This window comes from Amycolatopsis sp. NBC_01480 (assembly GCF_036227205.1).
Lineage (GTDB): Bacteria > Actinomycetota > Actinomycetes > Mycobacteriales > Pseudonocardiaceae > Amycolatopsis.
Map to the genome: position 1 here is coordinate 9,543,410 of NZ_CP109442.1, position 21,381 is coordinate 9,564,790.

Genomic DNA, 21,381 nt, shown 5'->3' on the forward strand with positions numbered 1-21,381 from the left:
TGACGGTTAGAACCGTCATAGACACTCACGAGCTCTTGGGCCACAGCATTAGGGTCGGGGCCATGAGCACGCCCGAGCAGGAAGTCGAATACCGCCAGTTCCGGTTCCGCCCCTCGGCCGGGGCCACCGAGATTTTCCTGGTGCGCCACGGGGAATCGATGCCGGCGCGGGCCGACGCGCCGTTCGACCTCGTCGACGGCCAGGCCGATCCCGACCTCGCGCCCGAGGGCCGGGAGCACGCCACCCGCGTGGGCGCCCGCCTGGCGGGCGAACGGATCGACGCGCTGTACGTGACCACGCTGCGCCGCACCGTGCAGACGGCGGCGCCGCTGGCGGAGAAGCTCGGCCTGACCCCGTCGGTCGAGCCGGACCTGCGCGAGATCCACCTCGGCGACTGGGAAAACGGCCTCTTCCGCCGCCACACCACCGACGGCCACCCCATCGTCGACCGGCTGTGGGCCGAGCAGCGCTGGGACGTCATCCCGGGCGCGGAGTCCGACGAGGCGTTCGGCGCGCGGGTTCGCGCGGGGCTGCTGCGGATCGCCACGGCGAACCCGGACCGGCGCGTCGCGGTCTTCACCCACGGCGGCGTGATCGGCGAGGTGTTCGCGCAGGCGAGCCGCGCGGTCGACCGGTTCACCTTCCTGAACGCGGACAACGGGTCGATCTCGCACCTGGTGATCGAAGGCGACCGGTGGATCGTGCGGCGCTTCAACGACACCGCGCACCTGGAAGCCCCGCTGGGCTAACGGCGGGCGAACCACCGCTTCTTGGCCGGCCGCTCGTCGCGGAGGATCCGCCCGGCCGCGACGAGCTGGACGGTCGCCAGCACGGCCACCGCCTCCGCGGCGAGCAGCCCGAGCAGCACCAGCACCTGCGTGGTGCCCGCCTGCAACGGGCTCGCGCCGCCCAGCAGAACGCCGACGTACGCGCCGGGGAGGGTGACCAGGCCGACGGTGCGCGTCTGGTCCAGCGCGGGGATCAGCGCCTGCCCGGCGGACGGGCGGCAGATCTCCAGCGCGGCCGCCCGTGGCAGGAAACCCAGTGCCAGCGCGGCTTCGTACTCGCCGTGCCGCAGCTTGAGCTCGTCGAGGGCGCGCCGGGCGGCCTGGGAGGTCGCGGTCATCGTCCCGCCGATCACGATGCCCGCGACCGGCACGACGGCGATCGGCTGCGGCGGGACGACGCCGGAGCCCAGCACCAGCGCGAGCACCGGCACCACGCCGGACGCGATCGCGGCCGCCACCCACGGCAGCGCCGGGAGCGGCACACCGATCCGCCTCGCCGAGGTGACGACCGCGATCGAATACATCAGCAGGATGAACAGCCCGGTGAGCCAGCCCGAGCGCAGGATCACCGTGATCACCAGCGAGACGAGCGCGAGCTGCGCGACGGCCCGGACCGCGGCGATCAGCACCGCCCGCCCCTGCCCCAGCTCGCCGAAGCGGACTACGGCGGCCCCGGCCAGTGCGAGCACGGCCAGCACCACCAGCAGTGCGGGCCCGAATCCGATCGCGGCGTTCACCCCGGTGATCCTGCCCGAGCCGGACGGATCGCGGCGTTCAGGCCCCAGCCAGTCCGGGGTGACGCGGTGCAGCTGAACTGGCGGACTGCTCTCGAACCGGGCAGGCCCGCGCCGTTCACACCCCGACGGCACGACGCGAGCCCAGCTCACGCGGTACAGCTGAGCCGGCGGCCCACCCCCGAGCCGGACGGATCGCGGCGTTCAGGCCCCGGTCAGTCCGGGGTGACGCGGTGCAGCTGAGCTGGCGGACTGCTCTCGAACCGGGCGCGCCCGCGCCCGTTCACACCCCCGCGGCACAGCGCGAACCCAGCTCACGCGGTACAGCTGAGCTGGCGACCCTCCCCCGAAACGGACTTCTCGGCGACGAGCACCCCGTCCACGACGATGCGGCAGGTCAGCTCGCCCGGGCCGGCGTTCTGGGCGGCCAGGCTGGAGAACTGGGCCTGGCCGGCCGGGCCGGTGCGGGTGGCGGTGAACGACCAGGGCGTGGTGACCGCGGCCAGCTGCTCGAGGTCCGCGCCGGTGGCGACGTAGGTGAGGTAACGGGCGCCCCCGGCCGGGCCGAGGAGCTGGTAGACGACGGTGTGCGTGGCCACCTGGACCACCGGCTCGGCCTTCGCGATGCCGACGACCGGGGTGGCCGGGCCCTGGTCGGCCGCGGGCACGGCCTTCGGCATGACGTACGAGGCCACGGCGAACGCCACCGCGATCACGCCGATCACGACCACGACACTCCCGGACGGCCGGAACCGGCTGGGGCCGGAACGGCCCGGCGCGGACTCCGGCGGGGTCGCGGTGGGAACACTCATGGAGAGGTCTTCTCTCGTTCGAGCGCACTTCCATCGAGTACGACGTCTACTTCTCGTCCGGACGTCACGCGGTGTTAGCCAAGCCGGGAAAGTTACCGGAACTTCACCCTTTCGGGTGTCTCCGTGAGTCACAGACCTGCGGTCCACCACCCACGATGCCGATAACAGTGTCGTGATACCCGGTCACGGAGCGTCAGTCGACGAGGCCCGCGTCGGCGAGCATCCGCAGGACGCGCTGGCCGGCGGGCGGGCACGCGGCCGCGTCGGCGGCGGCCAGCCACGCCGCTTCGGCGATCTCCGCCGACGGCGCCGGATCGCCCGCGTGGTCGGCCGTGTAGCAGGTCATGCGGACGCGGCGGCCGTCGGCGAACCCGTCGGCCTCCTCGTCGAGCAGCGCGAAAAAGCGGAAGGTCAGCGGGTCCAGCTCCACGCCCAGCTCTTCGCGGATCTCGCGGCACAGACCGGCGACGTCGCCCTCGCCCGGCTCGCGCTTGCCGCCGGGCAGGTAGAACTTCGCCTTGCCGCTGGTGCGGACCGACAGCAGCCGCCGGTCGCGGACGTGCACCCAGGCCAGGGCGTCGATCGGGGTCATGGCTCGCATTCTGTCGTACCCACCGGGGATGATCTCAAGTGTGTATTCCGAAAGCCCGCCGCCGGAACCGGTGCGCCACGCCGTCCGCTGCCTGTGGCGCTCGGCCCCGCGCGGTCCGCGGCGCATCGTCCCGGACGGCTGCCTGGACCTGGTCGCGGGCGACGGCGAGGTGTTCGTGGCGGGGCCGGACACCGGGCCCTGGTCCTCGGCCACCACCCCCGGCGTGGTGCTGCACGGCCTGCGCTTCCGGCCCGGTGCGGCGGCCGGCGTGCTGGGGGTGGCGGCGGACGAGCTGCGCGACACCCGCGTCCCGCTGGCCGCGCTGTGGGGCCATGAGGGCGCGGTGCTGGCCGAGCGGGTGCTGGACGGCACGCTGTCCCTCGCGGAAGTGGTGCGGCAACGTCTCGCGGAGCCCGACCCGGCCGTCACGGCGGTGGTCGCGCACCTGGAGCGCGGCCCGTCCCGGGTCGGTGCGCTCCCGGCATCGCTGGGCGAAAGGCAGCTGCGACGCCGGTTCACCATCGCCGTCGGCTACGGCCCGGCCACCTATCTGCGGGTCACCCGGCTCCAGCGCGCGATCGCCGCCGCCCCACGCGTCACGCGTCTCGCAGAGCTGGCGGCCACCGCGGGATACGCCGACCAGGCGCACCTCGCGCGCGACTGCCGCGCCCTCACCGGCTTGACGCCGAGCGCCTATTTCTCCTGACGTTGTTGCGCCGCAAGGAAATGCTGCAGCTCCACCGTCGCCGGGTGCAGGGCGCGGTAGCGGGCGTAGAACTCGTCGTAGACGTCCGCGCGCGCCGGATCCGGCTCGACGACGGCGGCGACCGGGTTCCACGCCTCGACGTCCGGCTCCAGCCCCACCGCGAAGGCGGCCAGCAATGCGTCGCCGAACGCCGCGCCGATCGTCTCGGCCGGCACGTGCTGGGCGGACCGGGTCACGTCGCTGACGATCTGCGTCCACACGCGGCCCTGCGTCCCGCCGCCGACCGCGACCAGCCGCCGTCCCGCCGCCTCGCCCATCGCCTCCAGGTTGTGCCGCACGCCGTACGCGGTCCCCTCCAGCGCCGCGCGGTACAGCTCGGCGCGGCCGTGCGACGTCGTCAGGCCGGCCACCACGCCACGTGCGTCCGGGTCCGGCACCGGCGTCCGCTCCCCCGCGAAGTACGGCAACATCAGCAGCCCGCGGCTCCCGGCCGGCACCGCGCCGGCCTCGGCGACCAGGTCGGCGAACTCGCCGCCGACCAGTTCGCGCAGCCAGTCCGTGATCGCGCCGGACGTCGCCATCCCGGCGGCCAGCGAGAACGTGCCGGGGAACGCGCCGCGGGTCGCCCACAGCCCGGGCACCGGGCGGGGCCGGGCCGCGGTCTGGATCAGGAACATGGTGGTGCCGTACATGATCATCGTGTCGCCGGGCGCGCGCACACCGGCGCTGGCCGCCTCGGCCCAGGCGTCGACGGTCCCGGCGGTGACCGGCAGTCCGGCCGGGAGCCCGGTCGCGGCCGCCGCCTCGGCCGTCACGGTGCCGGCTACCTCGGTCGGCCACAGGAGCCGCGGCAGCGTGACGCCGGGCGCGACGAGCCCCGCCCAATCCTCGGCCCACTCCCCGGCGCGGAGGTCGTACATCGGGTCGCACTGGCTGGCCGAATGGTGGTCCAGCACGTACTCGCCGGTCAGCCGCAGCACCAGGTACGAGCTGGCCATGAGGAACAGCTCGGCCTGCGCGGCGACGTCCGGCTCGTGCCGGGACAGCCAGCGCCACTTGGGCCCGACGGCCTGGCTGGACAGCGCGCTGCCCGAACGCTCCACAATGGACTGCTCGCCCAGCTCCGCGGTCAGCTCGGCGATCTCGGCGCTCGCGCGCGTGTCGACGCCGTACAGGATCGCGGGGCGCAACGGGCGGCCGCTCGCGTCCGCGGGCAGCAGCACCGGGCCGATGCCGCTCACGGCCAGGCCCGCCAGCGGCCGGTCGCCCGCCGCCGCGGCCAGCTCGCGGCACAGCGCGACGAAGTCGCCCCACCACACCGCTTCCGCGTCGTGCTCGAACCAGCCGGGGTGCGGACGGGAGGTGGTGTGCGCACGGCCGGCGCGCGCAAGTATGGTCCCGTCCGCAGCGACCAGGACGCCTTTGGAGCTGGACGTGCCGATGTCGATACCGAGCAGCAGGCCCGGATCCACCGCGACTCCCTGGGTAAGGTTACGGTAAACGATTACCCGGGACGCTATTCTCGACCCGGCAGGGTGTCAAGGTAGGCGGGGACAAGCCAGGGACGAGGAGGTCGTGGTGGCCACCATCAGCGACGTCGCCGCGCGGGCCGGGGTCTCCACGGCGACCGTGTCGAGGGCGCTGAACGGGAAGTCCACTGTGGACCCCGAACTGGCCGCCCGGGTGCTGCTGGCCGCCGAGGAGCTCGGCTACCACCCGAACGGCCTGGCCAGGAACCTGCGCCGGCAGGAGACCGCGGTGCTCGCGCTGATCATCTCCGACGTGGAGAACCCGTTCTTCACGGCGATCGCGCGCGGGGTGGAGGACCTCGCGCAGGTGTCGGGGTACTCGGTGGTGCTGTGCAATTCCGACGAGAACGAGGACAAGGAGCGCCGCTACATCGACGTGGCGCTGCAGGAGCGGGTCGCGGGCGTGGTGCTTTCGCCGACCGGCCGCTCCACCAACGTCGAGCACCTGCGCCGCCAGGGCACGCCGGTGGTGGCCGTCGACCGCCCGCTGAACGGGCCCGACGGCGACCAGGTCCTGGTCGACACCCGCCGCGCCGCGCGCGAAGCGACCCAGCACCTGATCGCGGGCGGCTACCACCGGATCGGCTGCCTGAGCGGCCCCGCGGGCGTGCGCACCGCCGACGACCGGCTCGACGGCTTCCGCGACGCCGTCGGCGAGGACACCAAGCTGTTCCGCCGCACCGAGTACCGCGCGGAGGGCGCCCGGCTGGCCGCGCTGGAGCTGCTGGACCTGCCCGAGCCGCCGGACGCGCTGCTGGTCGCCAACAGCACCATGACCATCGGCGTCCTGCAGGCGCTCACCGGACGCGACCTGCGGCCCGGCCGCGACGTCGGCATCGTGTCCTTCGACGACGCCCCCTGGACCACGCTCATCGACCCGCCGCTGACGGTCGTCGCGCAGCCCGCGTACGACATCGGCCGCGTCGCCGCGCAGCTGCTGCTGGCCCGGATCGCCGACGGCACCCGCGTGCCCACCACGACCACGCTGGAAGCCCGGCTGATCGAACGGCAGAGTTCCCGCCGCTGAATCGCGGCCGGGCGACGACTCGGAGGCACCGGCCGCACGGGCGAACGACGTGCCTGGTGGGCCGGCATGGCGCCGGCCCCCAGGCACGTCCCACCCCCTTGACCCCCCAGCGCCGGTGCCCCGAAGGACACCGGAGCCGCAGCACCCCGAGGCGGAAATCGATTACCAACGGAACGTAAAGGCGCCACGTCGGGGTGTCAAGCACGCGAAAGCCTGGACAAGCGGGCCACGTCCTGGGCACACTGTCCCCCAATCGCCTACGCATCGTGTTTGATGCTGTGCACTCCGTGTCGATCTCTGGTGAATTCACCCACAGATCCGGTGAGAAACCGCACGAACCCGCACACGCGAGCTAGTCTGGGCGCATGTCACCCGCGCTGGAGAACGTCCTCGCCAAAGCCGGCCTCAAGGCCGACGCGAACGAGTTCTTGACGCTCGTGGAGGACGCGGCCCGCCGGCTCTCGCCCCCGAATCCGGACCCGTCCCACTACTTCTCGCCCGACCAGCAGGCGGCGCTCGCCGACGTCGGGCTCGACCTGTCGCCCCGGCACGAGGACGAGCCGGACTTCCGCGCGCGCACCGTCGCCGCGCACGCTGTGCTCGCCGACTCCGCGCTGAACGTGCTGGAGGCCGCGCAGGCGCTCGGCGTCGACGACAGCCGCATCCGGCACCGTCTCAAGGAAGGCCGGCTCACCGGCTGGAAGGACCAGGGCTGGCGGCTGCCGTCCTGGCAGTTCAACGGCTCGGGCGTGCTGCCCGGCCTCGAGATCGTGCTGCGCGCGGTGCCCGAGGACCAGCCGGCGCTGGTCGTCGCCGCGTTCATGAACACCCCTCAGGCCGACCTGGTGATCAGCGACCGGCCCGCGACCCCGCGGCAGTGGCTCCTGTCCGGCGGTGACCCCGAAGTCCTCGCCCGCCTCGTCGCCACGCTCGGCTCGCCGTTCTAGGCTGAGCCGAAGAGCAAGATCACCCACACAGGACGGACGACCCCCGACGCATGGCCCGGCTCCCCCTGCCGCCCGCACGATCTGCCCTGGTCAAGGAACTGGACCGGAGCCACGACGTGGTTTCGGTGCAGCCCGAGACCAGGCTGGTCCGGATCTTCACCGCGCACGGCAACCACCCGCAGCAGTGGAACACGTTCCGCTACACCGGCCCGCTCCCGCACGGGCGGTTCGACCAGCAGCCGCCCGGCCGCGGCGGCCAGCCGGTCACCGATCCGGCCAACGGCGTGCTGTACTTCGGCCTGACCGTGCGCACCAGCGTCGCCGAGGTCTTCCAGACCAGCTCCACCGTCGACCGCAAGACGCGCGGCCCGCGCCTGGTCGTAGTCCGGCCGACGCGGACGCTGCGGCTGCTCGACCTGACCGGCCTGTGGCCGACGCGGGTGGGCGCCTCGCAGGAGATCTCCAGCGGGCCGAAGAAGATCACCCAGGCCTGGGCCCGGGCGATCCGCACGGCCCTGCCCGACCTCGACGGCCTCTGGTACCGCTCCTCGATGGACGCCGGCGACCCGTCGCTGTGCCTGTGGGACCCGCCCGCGGGCGCCGCGCTGCCGATCGCGCCGGACGTGCTGCTGCCGCTGGACCACCCCGGCCTCGACGTGCCGCTGGGCCGGGTCTGCGAAGAGCTGAACTACACGCTGCTCAACTAGCACCGTGTGCTGCCGGGCTCCGCCGTCGCCTGAAGCGCCCCAATGTGGCGTTGGTTGCGCTCAACGCACCCAATGTGGCGTTGGTTGCGCCCAACGCACCGAACGCCACATTGGGGCGCAACCGCCTAGCCGAGGTGCCGCGACCACCACTCGAGCACGGCTTCGAAGCGCTGCACGCGGTGGCGCGGCCGGCCCGAGCGGGTCAGCTCGTGGCCCTCGCCCGGGAACAGCAGGAACTCCGCGTCGGCGCCCGCCTTGCGCAGGGCCACGAACATGCGCTGCGCCTGCTCCAGCGGGCACCGCCAGTCCTGCTCGGAGTGCACCACGGCGAACGGGATGGAGATGTCCGCGGCGTAGGTGAGCGGGCTGCGGTCGCGCTGGACTTCGGGGTCGGAGCCGATGTAGGAGTCGACGAAGGTGTAGCCGATGTCGGAGCTGCCGACCATCGAGTCCCACGCATTCACCGCGCGCTCGCTCCAGGCGGCCTTGAACCGCTCCGGGTGGTGCGAGGCGACCCAGCTGGTCATGAACCCGCCGTACGAGCCGCCCATGATTCCCACCCGCGACGGGTCGAGGTCGGGCCGCTCCAGCGCCTTGTCCAGCAGCGCCAGCACGTCGTCGACGTCGACGGTGCCGAACGCGTGGGTGATCGCGCGGCCGTGGCTCTGCCCGTAGCCCGCCGAGCCGCGCGGGTTGCCGAGCACCACGGCGTATCCGGCGGAGGCGTACACCTGGGCCTCGTCGAACACCGCCCAGTCCTGCGGGGCGAACGGGCCGCCGTGCACGACGCGCAGCACCGGGTGCGGGCCCTCGCCCTCGGGCAGCACCACCCAGCCATGCACCGGGTAGCCGTCGGGCGCGGTGGTGTTCAGCTCCTCGACCGCGCAAAGGCCCTTGTCCCGCAACGTCTTCGAGTAGTCCGTGAGCACGCGGGGGCCGCCGGCCGCGGTGAGCACCACGACGTCACCGGAAGTCTCCGGCGTCGCGACCACGGCGACCACCGTGTCGCCGTCCGCGGCGAACCCGCGGACCGCGAGGTGCCCGCCGTGCAGCACGCGCAGGCTCTCCAACGGCGCCGCGTCGGCCTTCACCGGCACGGCGCGCAGCTCGGCCGCGCCGCGGTCACGCGCGACCACCAGGACCTCGTCGCCGAGCGGGATCGCCGGGCCCGCACCGATTTCGAGGTCGACGGTCTCGATGTCGGTCAGCCGGCGCGCCTCGGCCGGGCCACCGTCGCCCAGGACGGCGGCGTACAGGCCGATGTTGTTGGCCTCGAAATGACCGTCCTCATAGGACGTTCCGTAGAAGAACAGGGTGCCGTCCGGGCCGAACACGGGCAGATCGGCGGCACCGTGGCACTGCACGAGCAGCTCGGGCTCGCCGCCCGCGGCCGGGAACGAGACCAGGTCGCGGTAGTCGGTCTCCACCCGGTCCCAGTCCTGCGGCACCACCACGACCAGGCGCTCGCCGTCGGGTGTCCACACGGGATGGTCCACGTCGTAGCCGGCGGGCGAAATGGGTTCCAGTCCGGCCGCGGGGTCAGCGTCGATGTCAACCACGAAGAGCCGCTTCACCCGGTCCCGCAGGAAGCCGACGTCGTCGATGCGGTAGTCGAAACGCGTGATCCGGCGCGGGGCCTCGGCGGGCGGCTCCGGCGTCGTGCCGTCCGCGGTCGCGGTGCCGTAGCGACCGGCTTCCGGCACCCGGGCAGTGAACGCGAGCCGGCGCGAGTCCGGCGCCCACACCGCCGCGTCCGCGCCCAGGTGCAGCGACGTCAGCCGCTTGGCCTCACCGCCGCCGGTCGGCATCACGTGCACCTGCGGGCTGCCGTCGGCGCCGGTGCCCTCGCCGGCGCGGAGGAACGCCACCCAGCGCCCGTCCGGTGAGATCGACGGCGCCGCGTCGTGCGGCCCGTGGGTCCACGGCGCCTCCCCGCCGCCGAGGTCCACCCGGCGCAGCGCGCTGTGCCCGGAGTCGGACTCCAGGTCCGGACGCTGCACCGCGGTGATCAGCAGCTCACCCCGCAGCGCGGGACGGCCGGGGACGACAAGGGCTTCGATGTCGGCAGGACGCATGCCGACGACGGTACCGGATCATTAGCAACGCGAACGACCTATTTCGCGGCCAGCCCGGCGCGCTCGTCCCGCTTGGCCTTCGCCAGGCTCGCCACCGTGGTCACGGTCAGCACGACCACGATCACGCCGAGGGAGATCCAGTTGTTGATGTCCAGCCAGTCCGGCGCCACGTGGTACTCGTGCAGCGCGTGCACGAACAGCTTCGCGCCGATGAAGGCGAGGATCACGGCCAGCCCGTAGGTCAGGTACACCAGCTTCTCGACCAGCCCGCCGAGCAGGAAGTACAGCTGGCGCAGGCCCATCAGCGCGAACGCGTTGGCCGTGAACACCAGGAAGGCCTCCTGGGTGATGCCGAAGATGGCCGGGATCGAGTCCACCGCGAACAGCAGGTCGGCCGAGCCGATCGCGACGATCACCACCAGCATCGGGGTGATCATCCGCTTGCCGTTGACCTTGACCGTGTACTTGTGCCCGTGGAAGTCGTCGGTCACCGGGAAGAACTTGCGCACCCACCGGGTGACCGCGTTCTCCTTGTACTCCTCTTCCTCGTCCTTCTTGCGCAGCATGCTGATCGCGGTCCAGATCAGCACCGCGCCGAAGAGGAAGAAGACCCACACGAACTCCGCGATCAGCGCGGCGCCGACGGCGATGAACACGCTCCGCATGGCCAGCGCGAGCAGGATCCCGACCAGCAGCACCCGGTGCTGGTGGATCGCCGGCACCTTGAACGATGCCATGATGATCATGAAGATGAACAGGTTGTCGACGCTCAGCGAGTACTCGGTGATGTACCCGGTGAAGAACTCGACGCCGGAGTTGTGCCCGGCGAACACCCAGACACCGATGCCGAAGAGCACCGCGCAGGCGACGTAGAAGATCACCCAGCGGGCGGCCTCACCGGTGGTCACCGCGTGTGGATTGTGGTCGACGATGAACAGGTCGATCGCGATCAAGGCGAGAATCCCGCCGACCGTTGCGATCCACAGCCACAGGGGGACAGTCATGAAACAACCTCCGGATAGTGCACAGCAGCAACTAACCGGAGGTCTCTCCCGCCGCTTCGATCAGCGACCGACGGTGCCGGGGGCCTGAGCCACCGTGCTGACGACACCGCCGCGAAGGAATACTCCCCTCACAGCGAGTTCAGTGTGCCGGTTACGGCCCGCAAACGCCAGCGGAGGTTGCCCGCGTCACCGGTCCGGCGGTGTTAGCCCGGTCACCGCGGCCAGGCCGGGTGACACCCGCGGCCGGAATGGCTTCCCGGACGGGTGACGCCCGCGGCCGGGATGTCGGATTCGTGTGAGCCCGCCGCGACGTTCTCAGCAAAACTCCAATAGCGTCGGCGCGTGCCCCGAATCCCACTCCCTCGCACGCGCGGCGCCCGCCTCACCGCGCTGGCCGCGGTCGTGGTGGTCGTCGCCGCGGCCGTGGTCGTCTGGACGACCAGCGGCTCGCCGCCGTCCGCCGTCCGGACCCAGGACGCCTTCCTCGAGATGCCGGCCGCGCCGGGCTCGGCGGACAAGGTCCGCATCGACACGACCACCTACCTGCCCGAGAAGACCCCCGCGCCCGCCGTCCTGCTGGCCCACGGCTTCGGCGGCGACAAGTCCAGCGTCGACCCGCAGGCCCGGGAACTGGCCGGCCGCGGCTTCGTCGTGCTGACCTGGTCGGCGCGCGGCTTCGGCCGCAGCACCGGCAAGATCGGCCTCAACGACCCGGACGCCGAAGTCGCCGACGCCAGCCGGCTCGTGGACCACCTGGCCGCGAGCCAGGACGTGCTCACCGACGGCAAGGGCGACCCGAAGGTCGCGGTCACCGGCGCGTCCTACGGCGGCGCGCTCTCCCTGCTGCTCGCGGGCACGGACAAGCGGATCGACGCCGTCGCGCCCGTGATCACCTACAACGACCTGGCCCAGGGCCTGGTGCCGAACGCGGCCGCGGCGCAGGCACCGGCGGCGGACACCCCGGCGGCCGGCGAGTTCGCCCCCGACGGGGTGTTCAAGAAGAGCTGGGCCGGCATCTTCTTCTCCGCCGGCTCCGGCGCGACGTCCGCGGGCGGCCCGTCCGCCGAAGCCCCCGAGGCCGGGCAGGAGACGAACGACTCCGGCACCACGGCCGGGGGTTCGGGCACCGCGCCCCAGGCCGCGACGCCCACCGCGGGCGGCCAGGCGTCGCAGCTGCCCGCCGCCGACCCGTGCGGCCGGTTCACCGCCCAGGTCTGCCAGGCCTACACCGAGCTGGCCACGACCGGGAAGGCGAGCCCGCAGACCGTCGCGCTGCTGCACCGGGTCTCCCCCGCCTCGGTGACGAGCAAGATCACCGCGCCGACCCTGCTGGTGCAGGGCGAAAGCGACACGCTGTTCGGGCTCGACCAGTCCGACGCCACCGCGCGCCAGATCAGCGCGGCGGGCGGCAAGGTCAAGACCATCTGGTACACCGGCGGCCACGACGGCGGCACCCCCGGCCCGCAGCTGCGGGCCAAGATCGGCGACTTCCTCTGGCACTCGCTCACCGGCGAGGGCAGCGACCCCGGCACCGGCTTCAGCTACGACGTGCAGGGCACGTTGCGGGCCAACGGCACGCCGTCCGTGCGCACGGTCAACGCCGACGCCTACCCCGGCCTCACCGGCCAGGGCACGGAACGGCGGCAGATCGCGCTCACCGGCCCGGTGCAGCCGGCGGTCCGTCCCGCGGGGGCGAACCCCGCCGCGGTCAGCGGCATCCCCGGGCTGAACGGGCTCGCGGGCAGCTCGTCCCGGCTGGCGCCGCTGTTCAGCACCGACCCGGCGGGCCAGGCGGCCCAGTTCCGCACCACGCCGTTCGGCAGCCAGCTGCTGGTCGCCGGATCGTCCACAGTGCACCTCCAGGTCGCGGCCGACCCGGCGCACCCGCTGACCGACGCGGTGCTGTTCGCGAAGCTCTACGACGTGGGCACGGACGGCAGCCGGGTGCTGCCGGCCAACGCCGTCGCGCCGTTCCGGGTCAGCGGGCTGCCCGCGGACGGCACGCCGGTCGACGTGACCGTGACGCTGCCCGGCATCGTGCGGCCGATAGAGGCGGGCCACTCGCTGCGGCTCGTGGTCGGCACCACCGACCAGTCGTACTCCGTGCCGGGCCAGCCCGGGGTGTTCCGGATCGGGCTCGCGGCCGGCTCCTCGCTCGCCGTGCCGGTCGTGCCCGGGGTCTCCGTGGGCACGCCGGCGCCGGCCGGGCAGCTGATCGGCATCGGCGCGACGCTGCTGGTCGCCGTCGCGGCGCTGGCGTTCGCGGCCCTGCGACGCCGCCGTTCGCACGACGTCGACCCCGAGCTGGCGCACACCCCGCTGGTGATCAGCGGGCTGCGCAAGCAGTACGCGGGCGGGTTCGTCGCGGTGAAGGACCTGTCCTTCCGCGTCGAGCCGGGCCAGGTGCTCGGCCTGCTCGGGCCCAACGGCGCGGGCAAGACGACCACGCTGCGCATGCTGATGGGCCTGATCAGCCCGACCGAGGGCGAGATCCGCGTGTTCGGCCACCGGATCACCCCGGGCGCGCCGGTGCTGTCCCGGATCGGGTCCTTTGTGGAGGGTTCCGGCTTTCTGCCGCACCTGTCCGGCCGGACCAACCTGGAGCTGTACTGGGCGGCCACCGGCCGGCCCGCGGAGAAGGCGCACTTCGCCGAGGCGCTGGAGATCGCCGGGCTCGGCGACGCCGTGGACCGGCGGGTGAAGAACTACAGCCAGGGCATGCGGCAGCGGCTGGCGATCGCCCAGGCGATGCTCGGCCTGCCGGAGCTGATGGTGCTCGACGAGCCGACCAACGGGCTCGACCCGCCCCAGATCCACCAGATGCGCGAGGTCCTGCAGCGCTACGCCGCCACGGGCCGCACCGTGGTCGTCTCGAGCCACCTGCTGGCCGAGGTCGAGCAGACCTGTTCGCACGTCGTGGTCATGCACCGCGGCACGCTGGTGGCCTCGGGCGAGGTCGGCGAGCTGGCGGCGGCCAGCGGCGAGGCGACGTTCCGGGTCGACGACCCGGCCGCGGCCGCCGCGGCGCTGAAGGCCTTCGACGGCGTCACCGACGTCACGGTCGAAGGCGAGCTGGTGCACGCGAACCTCGACGGGCTGCCGCGCGCCGAGGCCGTGGCGGCACTGGTCCGGGCGGGAGTCGCGGTGGAGCAGGCCGGGCCGCGGCGCCGGCTGGAAGACACGTTCCTGCAGCTGGTCGGAGAGAACTCATGAACGACACCAACGGCTCCGGCGGGGTGCACACCGACCCGGCCGCACTGCAGGAGCTGAGCGACCTCGCGTCGCACGAACGGACGGAGGTCGGCCCGGACGGCGCCGTGGCCGGCTACCGCGCCGACCGCACGCTGCGGCTCGGCGTGGAGCTCAAGCGCCAGCTCAAGCGGCGGCGTACCCAGCTGGTGCTCGGGTTCGTCGTGCTCCTGCCGTTCATCCTGGTGGTGGCGTTCGAGATCGGGCAGTCGAACCCGAACGCCCGCTCGGGCGGGTTCGTGGACCTCGCGACGGCGAGCGCGCCGAACTTCGTCGTGCTCGCGCTGTTCGTGTCCGGGACCTTCCTGCTGCCGATGATCGTGGCGCTGTTCTTCGGCGACACGGTGGCGAGTGAGTCCTCGTGGTCGAGCCTGAAGTACCTGCTCGCCATCCCGGTGCCGCGGCACCGGGTACTGCGGCAGAAGGCGATCGTGTCGGGCCTGCTGTCCGCCGCGGCACTGGTGCTGCTGCCGCTGGTCTCGCTGCTGGTCGGCGTGATCTGGTACGGCACGGGCGACGCGATCAGCCCGACCGGCGACTCGGTGGGCTTCGGGCAGAGCCTGCTCGCGCTCGTACTGTCCACTGTGTACATCGTGGTGCAGCTGGCCTGGGTGGCCGGGCTGGCGCTGCTGCTGAGCGTGTCCGTCGAGGCCCCGCTCGGCGCGGTCGGCGGGGCGGTGCTGGTGGCGATCCTGTCGCAGATCCTGGACCAGATCACGGCACTGGCAGGGCTGCGCAACTACCTGCCCACGCACTACTCGTTCGCCTGGATCGACCTGATCTCCACCGACGTCGACTGGTCGAACATGGCCAGCGGGGTGCTCTCGTCGCTGATCTACAGCACGGTGTTCCTGCTGCTGGCCGGGCGCCGGTTCGCGCGCAAGGACATCACCAGCTGACCCCGCCCGTCCTCCGGCCGCCGCGTCGTCCGACGCCGGCGGCCGGAGGGCGGTACGGTCGCCAGCGTGACGATCCACCTCGAACTCGACGCCGGCGTCGCCCTCGTGACCCTCGATCACGGCCGCGGCAACACCCTCGACACGGCCACCTGCCGGGAACTCGTCCTGCAGCTCGGGGAGGCCGAGGCCGCGGGCGCCCGCGCGGTCGTGCTCACCGGGACCGGCTCGATGTTCTCCGCGGGCGTCGACCTGCTCAGCATCGACGAGGGCGGCGCCGGCTACGTCAGCGAGTTCCTGCCCGCGCTGTCCGACGCGCTGCTGGCGGTCTTCGGCTTCCCGCGCCCGGTGGTGGCCGCGGTCAACGGGCACGCGATCGCGGGCGGCCTGGTACTGGCCGCCGCGTGCGACCACCGGGTGCTCGCCGCCGGGCCGGCCCGCCTCGGCGTCACGGAACTGCTCGTCGGCGTGCCGTTCCCGATCGCGGCGCTGGAAATCCTGCGCTGCGCGTACGGCACGAACCCGCTGCCCGGCCTGATCTACAGCGGGGCGACCGTGCCGGGCGAGGACGCGCTCGCCCGCGGCCTGGTCGACGAGATCGCGCCGGCCGAAGAGGTGCTCGGCCGCGCCCGCGAGCTGGCCACGCGGCTGGGCGAGCTGCCCGCCGAGGCGTTCGCGCTGACCAAGGCGCAGCTGCACCGGCCCTACCACCAGCGGATCGCGGAGAACCGGGTGTCCGACGACGACAGCGTCGAGCGGATGTGGCGCTCCGAGGCCGCGCTGGCCGCCGTCAAGTCCTATGTGGACCGCGTACTGCGTTCCTGACTCGCGTCCGGAAAGACCCGCCATTGGTGGGTTGCCCGGTCCTGGGCGGTCTGTGAGGATCCGACGGCTGGGATGGTCCGGGTGTTCGGAGGACACTGTGCGCAGGCTGCTCACCGCCTTCTCGACGGTTCTGCTTTCGGCCGCTGCCGTGGTGGGAGTGGCGCCCACGGCGGTCGCCGCCGGTGACCGCGACATCAGGGCTGTGCTCGACACGGTGCCGGGGCTGACCGTCGTGTCCGAGGACCCGGCACCGGCCGGGTTCCGCTTCTTCGAGCTGACCTTCACCCAGCCGGCCGACCACCGGAACCCGCACGGGCCGGCGTTCCAGCAGCGGTTCACCCTGCTGCACCACGACTTCAGCGCGCCGACGGTCGCCTTCACCAGCGGCTACAACGTGTCCACCGCTCCCAACCGCTCGGAGCCGACGAGGATCGTCGACGGCAACCAGCTCTCGATGGAGTACCGCTACTTCGCCCCGTCGCGGCCGGAGCCCGCGGACTGGTCGCGCCAGCTCACCATCTGGCAGGCCGCGGCCGACGAGCACGCCGCGGTGCAGGCGTTCAAGCGGATCTACCCGGGCAAGTGGCTCGCCACCGGCGCCAGCAAGGGCGGCATGACGGCCACCTACTTCCGCCGGTTCTTCCCCGGCGACGTCGACGGCACCATCCCGTACGTCGCGCCGAACGACGTGATCGACCCGCTCGACCGGTACAACGACTTCCTCGCGCACGTCGGCGACCCCGCCTGCCGCGCGTCGCTCAAGGCGATCCAGCGTGACGCGCTGAAGCGACGCGGTGAACTCGGCGAGCTGGCGAAGGCCGACGCGGCGAAGAACGGCTACACGTTCTCCACCGTCGGCTCGGTGGACAAGTCGCTCGAGATCTCGGTGATCGACTCGTACTTCGCGTTCTGGCAGTACCAGCCGGCGTCGGCGTGCGCTTCGGTGCCGAAGCCGGGCGCGCCCGCGGCGGACGTCTGGGCGTGGTTCGAACAGGTCGAGAGCCTGAACACCTACTCCGACCAGCAGCTGGAGCCGTACGTTCCGTACTACTACCAGGCGGCGGTGCAGCTCGGCTCGCCCGAGGCGTACGACAGCTACCTGCGCGACCTGCTGCGTTACCCCGGCGCCGACGTGCCCGCGACGTTCGTGCCGCCTTCGGTGAAGCTGCCGCGCTTCGACTACCTCGCCATGCCGGACGTCGACTTCTGGGTGAAGACCCAGGGAAAGCAGCTGCTGTTCGTGTACGGCTCGAACGACCCGTGGGGCGCGGAGCCGTTCGAACTCGGCTTCGGGAGCAAGGACTCGTACCGCTACTTCGTGCCGGGCGGCAACCACGGGTCGAACATCGCGCAGCTGCCCGCCGCGCAGTCCGCGGAGGCGACGGCGACGATCCGCCGCTGGGCCGGACTGCCCGCCCAGCCGTCACCGTCCGCCCGATCGGCGACGGCCGGTTTCCCCGGGTTCGACGCCGACCCGCTGACGGCCGAACGGCCGCGGCTCTAGACCGTCCTCATCGGACAGTCGCGCCCGGGTTCCCGGCGCGGTCGATGGCGCGCAGCTCGTCGAGGCTGTCGGCGAGGGTGCGATCGGCCAGCGCGCCGAGGACGGCGACCTCGATCTCGGTGGTGAGCTGGGCGAAGTACTCGGCGGAGTTGTTGGTGACCAGGCATTCCCGGGGTCCCTCCGCGCGCGGGGCCCACAGCGGCTTGTCACCGACCGACGAGCGGTAGATCTTCCCCAGCGTGATCCGGTCCGCGGGCCGGCCGAGGCGGACGCCGCCGCTGCGGCCCTTGATGGACGCGACGAGCCCGTCCTGCACCAGCGGGACCATCAGCTTGCGCACCAGGCTCGGGTTCGTGTCCAGGCTGCGGGCGAGCTGAGTCGAGCTGAGGACGGGACTGCCTTCTTCCTCACCGTGGCCCAGCAAGAGCATCGCCTTGAGCGCGCTGGAGAACCGCACGTCCACCATGCCCGGGCTCCTTCCGTCGACGCCGCGGACCGGCGCGACGGCGAGGCGATGGCCACGCTGTACGAGGCCGACGCGGTCGTCGAGATCCACTACCGCGGGCCGGAAGGGTTGGAGCTGCTGGGAAAGCTCTCCGGCGGGGCGCGGATCGCCGAGGCCATGTCCACGGCCATGGCGCCGCACCCGCCCCTGGGCTGGAGCCACCACACCACCTACGACCCGGTGGTCTCCCTCGACGGCGACGACGCCGACATCGAAACCCAGTTCATCACGTTCGACGTCGTCGGAGCTCCGAAGCCCGAGGGCGGCTGGCCCGCCGGCACCTTCGGCGCCCAGGGCACCATCAAGCCGATCGAGTCCGGCTACTACCACTTCTTCTTCCGGCGGACCGGCGGCGCGTGGCGCGTCCGCCACATGGACATCACCCACGACATCCCTTACGTCTTCTGATCGGCCGGGCATGAAGACCCTCGGACTGATCGGAAGCGGGCACATCGGCGGCGTCCTCGCCCGGCTGGCGGTGGATGCCGGCCTGGACGTCGTGCTCAGCAATTCGCGGGACCCGCAAACGCTTTCCGGCCTCGTGCGCGAACTCGGGCCGCGGGCCCGGGCGGCCACCCCCGCGCAGGCGGCGGCCGCCGGGGACTGGGTCGTCGTGACGATCCCGGTCGGCGCCGTCGGGACGGTTCCCGCGGAACCCCTCGCCGGCAAGACCGTCATCGACACCGGCAACTACTGGGCCCCGCGTGACGGCGCCATCCCGGAGCTCGAAGCGCGGGAGCTCACCGACAGCGAACTGCTCCAGCGGCACCTGACCGGGGCACACGTCGTGAAGGCGTTCAACAACATCAACTACCAGCACCTCGAAGCCCTGCCCCGGCCGGTGGGCGCGGCCGACCGCACCGCCTGCCGATCGCCGGCGACGATCCGGGCGCGAAGAAGGCGGCCGCCGAGCTGGTTTCCCTGCTCGGGTACGACTTCGTGGACATGGGGCCGCTCGCCGAAAGCTGGCGCTCGCAAGCGGGCAGTCCGGCCTTCTGCGCGCCCTACTCGGTGACCAAGGACGACCGGTTCCTGGGCCGGCCGGCCGCTCCGGCCTCGGCTGCCGAGATCGGTGCGGCGCTGGCTTCGGCTCGGCGCTGACACTCTGTTGCCGTTGTCCGGGAATGCTTTCCGGCCTTCCCTAGGCGGCGGGGGCGGCCCGGGGCCGCGGGAAACCGTGGCTCCGGGCCGAAACCACCACGACGAGCACCGGGCCCAGCAGAATCAGTGCGCTCCACGGGAAAACGCGCGCCCCGAACGCGTCGAGCAGGATCCCGCCGGCCACGCCGCCGCCGGCCATCGCCGCGTTCCACAGGGTCACGAGCATGGCTTGGGCGGCGTCGGCCTGTTCGCCGCCGGCGTCGGCGGCCGCGGTTTGCAGGAGCGTCGGGACGCCGCCCCAGCCGAGGCCCCACAGCGCGGCGGCGACGTAGACGAGTACCGGGCTGCCGCCGGCGAGGGCCGCGGCCGCCACCGCGACCAGCACGGTGCCGGCGAGGGTGAGCGCCCGCAGCCGCCGCTGGATGTGCGCGCCGACGACCGCGATGCTCACCAGCGACGCGAGGCCGAAGACGAGCAGCACGAGGTCCGTCTGCCCGCTCAGGCCCAGCGTGGTCAGGAAGGTGGCGACGTAGGTGTAGAGAATCGTATGTGCCAGCACGAAAACGAGCGTCACGGCCAGTACCGGGGTGACGCCGGGGACGGCGAGGGCCTTGAGCGCCGGTGCCTTCTCGTGGCGTCGCCCGGGCTGTTCCGGGACGAGCGCCGCGATCCAGGCGAGCGTGCCGACGGCGAGCCCCGTCATGGCGAAGAACGGCGCGCGCCAGCCGAACGCGTCACCGGCGAACGTCCCGGCCGGCACCCCGAACGACAACGCGACCGGGATGCCGGTCATGACCAGGGCAATCGCCTTGCCCCGCAACGGTTCCGGCGCGAGGCCCCGCGCAAACCCGGCGAGCAGCGCCCAAGCCAGCCCGGCCGCGACCCCGGCGATGAAGCGGGCGGCCATCGTCAGCGGGTAGCTCCCCGAGACGGCAGTGACGGTGTTGGCCGCGGCGAACCCCGCCATCGCGGTGAGGAGCAACCGCTTGCGTCCCCAGCTCGAGGTGACGGCGGACAGCGGAATGGCCGTGAGGGCGGTGCCGAGCGCGTAAACCGTGACGGCCTGGCCCGCCGCTGCCTCGCTGACGCCGAGTCCGGCGCTCAGGCCGGGCAGCACTCCGGCGGGCAGGGTCTCGGTGAGGCTGGTGAGGAAGACGGCTGTGGCCAGGGGCAGGAGAGCGCGGGTGGGGAGCTTGGCGGGGAGGTTCCGGGGGCGGTCGGGGCTGGGGTGCGGCTTGTGGTGTGGCTTCCGGTGGACTCGCATGGTCGTATGCTCGAACCATCACATGGATGTGAAGGTCAATCCGGCGAGGAGTGAGGCGGCGCACATGCGTATCGGGGAGCTGTCCGCGCGGACTGACACGCCACGTCGGCTGTTGCGGTACTACGAGGAGCAAGCGCTGATCGTGGCGAGCCGCTCCCCCAATGACTACCGCGAATACGACGAGCCGACCGTCGACCGGGTGCTGCAGATCCGCGGTCTGCTCGACGCCGGCCTGCCGACGCGGATCATCAAGCAGATCCTGCCCTGCCTGGGCAAACCCCGCGCCCTCTACTTCCCCGACGCGACCCCCGAAATGATCGCGACGCTGGAACACGAACTCGACCGCATGACCACCCGCATCACCTGCCTGACCCACAACCGCGACGCGATCGCCGAGTACCTGGACGCGGTCCGCGACGGAAACCCACCGGACGTGCTCGTCGAGGCACCGGCCTGACGTCTGGCCCCCGCTCCCCGGGACAGAACGGTAGCGGTGTGGCGGGCATCCGGGCAGGAGCCCGCGGCAAGCAGGCGGCGGTGCGGCAGGACATCCAGACCGGCGCCCGCGCGGCAAGCAGGCGGCAGCGTCTCCAGACAGGCGGCCGCGCGCTGCAGGGAGCCAGCAGGCATCCCGCGGCAGGGCGGCAGGCTATGTTCGCGGTGTGTCCTTTGTGGATTCAGGCACCGCGGCGATCGAGCGAAGGTTCAGGGGCGGCGCGACTTCGGCAGCTTGGCTACCACTGCGTCGTAAGAGGCGTCGAGTAGTTCTGCCAGTTCGGTGGGCGGCACGGTGGCGTGAACAGGAGCGGTGAGGGCGATGTTGTTCCAGCCGTAGCGGCCCAGGTAGGCCATCACCGAGACCGTGGACGGATAGCGGGTCCGGAGTTCCGCGGCCTCCTCCTCGGTGGCGCCGCATTTCAAGCCGACCGAGGGCGGGGCGTTCTGGCCTATGAAGGCGAAGGCCTTGCCTCCGACCTTCGCCACGAGGACGTGGTCGCCGAAGGGGTAGGTCTCCTGCGCGCCCGGTTTCGCCAGGCAGTAGGCGATCACGTCTTCGACGGTCCTGGGGTCGGTGGTCACGGACGGAACCCGCGCATGGGCTCGGGGGCCACGCGC

At 72.4% G+C, this 21,381-nt stretch carries 21 protein-coding genes; 12 read left to right on the forward strand and 9 right to left on the reverse strand.

Going from position 1 to position 21,381, the window contains the following annotated elements:
• The first annotated feature begins 62 nt into the window (after positions 1-62).
• Entirely contained in the window at positions 63-749 is a 687-nt protein-coding gene (locus tag OG371_RS44375; protein WP_329063290.1) for a histidine phosphatase family protein, read from the forward strand.
• On the opposite strand, the gene OG371_RS44380 is transcribed toward OG371_RS44375, so the two are convergent.
• From OG371_RS44380 to OG371_RS44390, 3 genes are all read right to left on the reverse strand, one after another.
• Entirely contained in the window at positions 746-1,525 is a 780-nt protein-coding gene (locus tag OG371_RS44380; RefSeq protein WP_329063292.1) for an ABC transporter permease, read from the reverse strand. The two genes, OG371_RS44375 and OG371_RS44380, sit on opposite strands and share 4 nt — an antisense overlap.
• A 311-nt stretch (positions 1,526-1,836) precedes the next feature.
• Positions 1,837-2,334 (reverse strand): MmpS family transport accessory protein, encoded by a 498-nt coding sequence (locus OG371_RS44385; protein ID WP_329063294.1) that lies wholly within the window; start codon positions 2,332-2,334, stop codon positions 1,837-1,839.
• A 193-nt stretch (positions 2,335-2,527) separates the two neighbouring features.
• Entirely contained in the window at positions 2,528-2,926 is a 399-nt protein-coding gene (locus OG371_RS44390) for an NUDIX hydrolase (protein WP_329063296.1), read from the reverse strand.
• Positions 2,927-2,966: 40 nt separating this feature from the next.
• Between OG371_RS44390 and OG371_RS44395 the strand changes: the two genes are divergently transcribed.
• Positions 2,967-3,632: a helix-turn-helix domain-containing protein gene (locus OG371_RS44395; protein WP_329063298.1), complete on the forward strand. Its 666-nt coding sequence runs from the start codon at positions 2,967-2,969 to the stop codon at positions 3,630-3,632.
• On the opposite strand, the gene OG371_RS44400 is transcribed toward OG371_RS44395, so the two are convergent.
• Complete coding sequence (locus OG371_RS44400; protein WP_329063300.1) at positions 3,620-5,104, reverse strand: FGGY-family carbohydrate kinase; 1,485 nt, start codon at positions 5,102-5,104, stop codon at positions 3,620-3,622. The genes OG371_RS44395 and OG371_RS44400 overlap by 13 nt on opposite strands.
• Before the next feature lie 106 nt (positions 5,105-5,210).
• On the opposite strand from OG371_RS44400, the gene OG371_RS44405 reads away from it, so the two are divergent.
• The 3 genes from OG371_RS44405 to OG371_RS44415 all read left to right on the forward strand — a co-directional run bounded on the left by OG371_RS44405 (position 5,211) and on the right by OG371_RS44415 (position 7,842).
• Positions 5,211-6,188, forward strand: coding sequence for a LacI family DNA-binding transcriptional regulator (locus tag OG371_RS44405; protein ID WP_329063301.1), 978 nt, complete (start codon positions 5,211-5,213; stop codon positions 6,186-6,188).
• Between the two features lie 365 nt (positions 6,189-6,553).
• The gene (locus OG371_RS44410) at positions 6,554-7,135 is read left to right on the forward strand and encodes a DNA-binding protein (RefSeq protein WP_329063303.1); all 582 of its coding nucleotides are present in this window, start codon (positions 6,554-6,556) and stop codon (positions 7,133-7,135) included.
• Positions 7,136-7,185: 50 nt separating this feature from the next.
• A complete protein-coding gene (locus tag OG371_RS44415) occupies positions 7,186-7,842 on the forward strand; it encodes an RES family NAD+ phosphorylase (RefSeq protein ID WP_091617004.1) in 657 nt (218 codons plus the stop codon).
• 125 nt (positions 7,843-7,967) lie between these two features.
• Here the strand turns inward: OG371_RS44415 and OG371_RS44420 are convergent, their stop codons facing one another.
• Both OG371_RS44420 and OG371_RS44425 read right to left on the reverse strand, forming a co-directional pair.
• Positions 7,968-9,917, reverse strand: coding sequence for a S9 family peptidase (locus OG371_RS44420; protein ID WP_329063305.1), 1,950 nt, complete (start codon positions 9,915-9,917; stop codon positions 7,968-7,970).
• 38 nt (positions 9,918-9,955) lie between these two features.
• Positions 9,956-10,921 carry a TerC family protein gene (locus tag OG371_RS44425; protein WP_329063307.1) on the reverse strand — a complete coding sequence of 322 codons (966 nt, stop codon included), beginning with the start codon at positions 10,919-10,921 and terminating at the stop codon, positions 9,956-9,958.
• Between the two features lie 342 nt (positions 10,922-11,263).
• Between OG371_RS44425 and OG371_RS44430 the strand changes: the two genes are divergently transcribed.
• The 4 genes from OG371_RS44430 to OG371_RS44445 all read left to right on the forward strand — a co-directional run bounded on the left by OG371_RS44430 (position 11,264) and on the right by OG371_RS44445 (position 17,395).
• Positions 11,264-14,134, forward strand: coding sequence for an alpha/beta fold hydrolase (locus OG371_RS44430; protein WP_329063309.1), 2,871 nt, complete (start codon positions 11,264-11,266; stop codon positions 14,132-14,134).
• Positions 14,131-15,069, forward strand: a complete 939-nt coding sequence (locus tag OG371_RS44435; protein ID WP_329063311.1) for an ABC transporter permease subunit — start codon at positions 14,131-14,133, stop codon at positions 15,067-15,069. Before OG371_RS44430 ends, OG371_RS44435 begins: the two co-directional genes overlap by 4 nt.
• 66 nt (positions 15,070-15,135) lie before the next feature.
• A complete protein-coding gene (locus OG371_RS44440) occupies positions 15,136-15,891 on the forward strand; it encodes an enoyl-CoA hydratase/isomerase family protein (RefSeq protein WP_329063314.1) in 756 nt (251 codons plus the stop codon).
• Positions 15,892-15,988: 97 nt separating this feature from the next.
• Positions 15,989-17,395, forward strand: coding sequence for a S28 family serine protease (locus tag OG371_RS44445; protein ID WP_329063316.1), 1,407 nt, complete (start codon positions 15,989-15,991; stop codon positions 17,393-17,395).
• A gap of 7 nt (positions 17,396-17,402) precedes the next feature.
• Here OG371_RS44445 and OG371_RS44450 read toward each other — a convergent pair whose 3' ends face one another.
• Positions 17,403-17,861: an RrF2 family transcriptional regulator gene (locus tag OG371_RS44450; RefSeq protein WP_329063318.1), complete on the reverse strand. Its 459-nt coding sequence runs from the start codon at positions 17,859-17,861 to the stop codon at positions 17,403-17,405.
• On the opposite strand from OG371_RS44450, the gene OG371_RS44455 reads away from it, so the two are divergent.
• Entirely contained in the window at positions 17,808-18,308 is a 501-nt protein-coding gene (locus tag OG371_RS44455; RefSeq protein WP_329063320.1) for a nuclear transport factor 2 family protein, read from the forward strand. The genes OG371_RS44450 and OG371_RS44455 overlap by 54 nt on opposite strands.
• A 10-nt stretch (positions 18,309-18,318) precedes the next feature.
• On the forward strand, positions 18,319-18,915 hold the full coding sequence (locus OG371_RS44460; RefSeq protein WP_329063322.1) for an NADPH-dependent F420 reductase: 597 nt from the start codon (positions 18,319-18,321) through the stop codon (positions 18,913-18,915).
• Between the two features lie 126 nt (positions 18,916-19,041).
• Here the strand turns inward: OG371_RS44460 and OG371_RS44465 are convergent, their stop codons facing one another.
• Entirely contained in the window at positions 19,042-20,265 is a 1,224-nt protein-coding gene (locus OG371_RS44465; protein ID WP_329063323.1) for an MFS transporter, read from the reverse strand.
• 64 nt (positions 20,266-20,329) lie between these two features.
• Here OG371_RS44465 and OG371_RS44470 point away from each other — a divergent pair, with 64 nt between their 5' ends.
• Positions 20,330-20,722 (forward strand): MerR family transcriptional regulator, encoded by a 393-nt coding sequence (locus OG371_RS44470; RefSeq protein WP_329063325.1) that lies wholly within the window; start codon positions 20,330-20,332, stop codon positions 20,720-20,722.
• A 248-nt stretch (positions 20,723-20,970) separates the two neighbouring features.
• Here OG371_RS44470 and OG371_RS44475 read toward each other — a convergent pair whose 3' ends face one another.
• Positions 20,971-21,345, reverse strand: coding sequence for an MmcQ/YjbR family DNA-binding protein (locus OG371_RS44475; protein ID WP_329063328.1), 375 nt, complete (start codon positions 21,343-21,345; stop codon positions 20,971-20,973).
• Positions 21,346-21,381 lie beyond the last annotated feature (36 nt).

Bases quoted from the DNA above. Each gene is read 5' to 3' on its own strand.
- OG371_RS44410 (WP_329063303.1), top strand. From the start codon at position 6,554: ATGTCACCCGCGCTGGAGAACGTCCTCGCCAAAGCCGGCCTCAAGGCC.
- OG371_RS44415 (WP_091617004.1), top strand. From the start codon at position 7,186: ATGGCCCGGCTCCCCCTGCCGCCCGCACGATCTGCCCTGGTCAAGGAA.
- OG371_RS44420 (WP_329063305.1), bottom strand. From the start codon at position 9,917: ATGCGTCCTGCCGACATCGAAGCCCTTGTCGTCCCCGGCCGTCCCGCG.
- OG371_RS44390 (WP_329063296.1), bottom strand. From the start codon at position 2,926: ATGACCCCGATCGACGCCCTGGCCTGGGTGCACGTCCGCGACCGGCGG.
- OG371_RS44470 (WP_329063325.1), top strand. From the start codon at position 20,330: ATGCGTATCGGGGAGCTGTCCGCGCGGACTGACACGCCACGTCGGCTG.
- OG371_RS44425 (WP_329063307.1), bottom strand. From the start codon at position 10,921: ATGACTGTCCCCCTGTGGCTGTGGATCGCAACGGTCGGCGGGATTCTC.
- OG371_RS44450 (WP_329063318.1), bottom strand. From the start codon at position 17,861: ATGGTGGACGTGCGGTTCTCCAGCGCGCTCAAGGCGATGCTCTTGCTG.
- OG371_RS44465 (WP_329063323.1), bottom strand. From the start codon at position 20,265: ATGCGAGTCCACCGGAAGCCACACCACAAGCCGCACCCCAGCCCCGAC.
- OG371_RS44375 (WP_329063290.1), top strand. From the start codon at position 63: ATGAGCACGCCCGAGCAGGAAGTCGAATACCGCCAGTTCCGGTTCCGC.
- OG371_RS44435 (WP_329063311.1), top strand. From the start codon at position 14,131: ATGAACGACACCAACGGCTCCGGCGGGGTGCACACCGACCCGGCCGCA.
- OG371_RS44385 (WP_329063294.1), bottom strand. From the start codon at position 2,334: ATGAGTGTTCCCACCGCGACCCCGCCGGAGTCCGCGCCGGGCCGTTCC.
- OG371_RS44460 (WP_329063322.1), top strand. From the start codon at position 18,319: ATGAAGACCCTCGGACTGATCGGAAGCGGGCACATCGGCGGCGTCCTC.